Below are 2950 nucleotides of genomic sequence, written 5' to 3' on the forward strand. Positions count from 1 at the left end.
ATCGATGGGGGTGGTCTCTGAAGCCATCATAGTGGTGATTTAGGGCCGCGCTCGCTCGGGAAATCGAAAAGTGCTACACCACTGACGTTTTGGGTATCTGCTGGATGCGATCTTGGCAAGAGGCGGGGGAGCGTGCCTTCGATTTCTTCGTCGAATTCGAGCGGAAATCTGGTGTGGTTCAAAGCGCTCAACCGCAGTATGGTGACCGAGGACACCTGTATGAGGTGTCGCGTCCACCTGGGAGTGTCTTTGCCGTTCGAACTGTCCTGAGAGTCTGATTCGGCCGCCGGCCTCCGCATGGCTGGGCTCGGCTTCGAGAAGTTCAGGCTCTTACAGCACGGCGTTCCCTCAGGGCGCTGCAAGTGTCCATGGAAATAACGAAAATCTCTCGGAATGTCGCGCAGCAGGCTGTTCGAGATATTCTTGGAAACAATTATGTTAATAGCTGTATCCGCAGTTTATTGTCGACTGAACATCGATGCCAGGTGTGAATCGGGAGGGTACTTTGATGAGTGTCCGTGTTGTGGAGATTCATTACCGTGGCCAGGGAATGTGTGAACCGTGTTTGTGTTGACTGGAGAGTTCGTTGTGCCCGACATCGCTGGCGTAGATGTCGGATATTCCTGTAGCATCAGCCTTCCGGAAACAGTCAGCGAACGTTTCGTCGGCATGTCGGGCAGGACGCGTGCTATTCCGTCCGGGCTTGGGGACCAGCCCCGCTTGTGCAGTCCAGGTAAACGCGTGCTCATGTGGATACTCGCTGAAAGAGCAGTGCCCTCGACTGGCAGTTCGTGGAAATCTACCCGGATTTCTACGGTATTGCGTCACGTGCGGCGTCATCGATGGTTGCCGAGCAGCGGTTCGTACTCGAATCGGACCGAGAGCGTTTCGGAGACGTCCATGGCATCAGTCCGACAAGCTGACCGGTCCCGCCGACCGGCGCTCCAATGAAAGCGGAGGTTCCAGCATGCCTGAGTCGCCACAAGATCTGGCGCGTAAGCTGCTAAGCGAAGGCAAAAAATCTAGCACGACCACGAAACCCGACACAACCACGCTGACTGCCCGGCCTGCCCCGAACAATCGGACTGTGTCGGCCACACCAGCTACATCCGCCGCGCGGACTCAGGCGCCCAAACTTGTACGGCCCCAGCGGTCATCGCGTCCACGCCGAGGCCAGGGCAAACAGTTCACCGACCATCCGGGTGTGGCCGAGTTCAAACGGCGCCAAACGCTTTCCACGGCAGTGTTCGCGAACAGTGATCTGGTGAACACGGCGTTTCTGACTCGAAGGGGGCTGAGTGGCTCGGTGATCCGGGCCACGAACTCGAAAATCGCCGACACCGATCTGGTGAACTTCTGTGCCTATGATTATCTGGTCCTGAGCAGTCATCCCCGGGTAATCGAGGGTGCCGCGCGGGCGGCCCGCGAGTACGGAGCTTCGGCTGCGGCCAGTCGTGTCGTGGGCGGTCAATTCCAATTGCAGCTGGATCTGGAACGGCGGTTGGCCGACATCTACAGTGTCGGCGACGCGATGGTGACGCCCAGTGGCTACTTGACGAATGCTGGGGTTATCGGATACTTGCTTGGGTCCGCCGATGTCGCGGTCTGCGATGAACTCATCCACAACAGTTTGGTCTCCGGTGTGCAGTGGTCCGGTGCGCGGCGGCTCACCTTTCGACACAACGACCCGGACTCGCTGCGTACGGTGCTGCAGAACTCGCGCAATGCGTTCGACCGGGCGCTGGTGATACTGGAGGGCCACTACAGCATGGACGGCACTGTCGGCCGGGTCGCCGAGGCAGCCGCCATCGCCCGCGAATACGACTGCGCGATCATGGTCGACGAAGCGCACTCGATCGGTGTCTTCGGTGCACACGGCTACGGTGTCCGCGAGCATTACGGGATGGCAGGCGACGACGTGGATATCTGGATGGGCACGTTGTCGAAGGCGCTGGCCAGCTGCGGTGGCTACATCGCAGGCGACGCCGAACTCATCGGAGCGATCAAGTACAACGCACCGGCCTTCTTGCTCACCGGTGGTCCTGCTCCCGCCACCCTCGGTGCCGCGCGGGCGGCGTTGGACGTGCTGGCTGACGAGCCGAACCGGTTGACTCGGCTGTGGGCCAATGCCGAACAGTTTCATGCTCTGCTCCGCGAGCGTGGCCTGGATCTTGGTGTCTCCGAGGGCACCCCGATCTGCCCGGTCATCGTGCCGGGCGAGTACCGCGTCGTTTTCGCTTCTGCCAAATTACTGCATCGCGGCATCTACACCGGCTTCATCACTTCACCGACAGTCCCCGCGGGCCGGGAACGGCTACGGTTCTTCGTGACCTCGGAGCACACTCCGGAGCAGCTGGTTCGGGCTGCCGATCTGGTCGCGCAGACTGTGGCGGAGGCGCTGCAGATCCCGGAGGCCGCCTTCTAGTCAGGTGCGCGCCGCCGCATGAGCCTGACCCGGTTGGTCTACGGTCCAGTGGGAAACGCGGTCATCACTATCAGAGCATCACGAATTCCACGCCCGAGAACTCCCCTACCGGTCAGACCTCGATCACGCTACGCATGGCATGAGCCTCTATCGCGGCCTGCTTTGTTCCTTTTGGTCACTATTGTTCGAAATGATTCGATGCCTCCAATGCGGGGTGGCTGTCGAGAATCTGGGCATGCCCTCCTGCGTATCCAGTGTGGGCTGCTATGTGCCGACTGACCTAAGTGCACAACGCCTTCCTGACGACAAGATCAAAATCTTGGCATTCTCCTCACGGAATGTAGCGTTCGATGCGTCTATGTCACGTATCAGGTGCCGCGATCTTTATCGGTGGCGGCGTTGATAATTTTTCGGCCGGTGGTAGTCTTTTCGGAAAAGGCGGCCAGTGCAAGACTCTTTCTACTGTTTTACTTTGTAAGGTCCATGTCATGAGATCTGCTGTGGGGGTAGGGCGGGGGATATATA

Annotated in this window: 1 protein-coding gene; it reads left to right on the forward strand. The window is 59.3% G+C overall.

Annotated elements, in window-relative coordinates; all coding sequences use genetic code 11:
* Positions 1 to 1204 precede the first annotated feature (1204 nt).
* A complete protein-coding gene (locus ACX4ZE_RS22610; RefSeq protein WP_480275479.1) occupies positions 1205 to 2425 on the forward strand; it encodes an aminotransferase class I/II-fold pyridoxal phosphate-dependent enzyme in 1221 nt (406 codons plus the stop codon).
* Positions 2426 to 2950 lie beyond the last annotated feature (525 nt).

The organism is Nocardia sp. TBRC8007, from assembly GCF_056629435.1.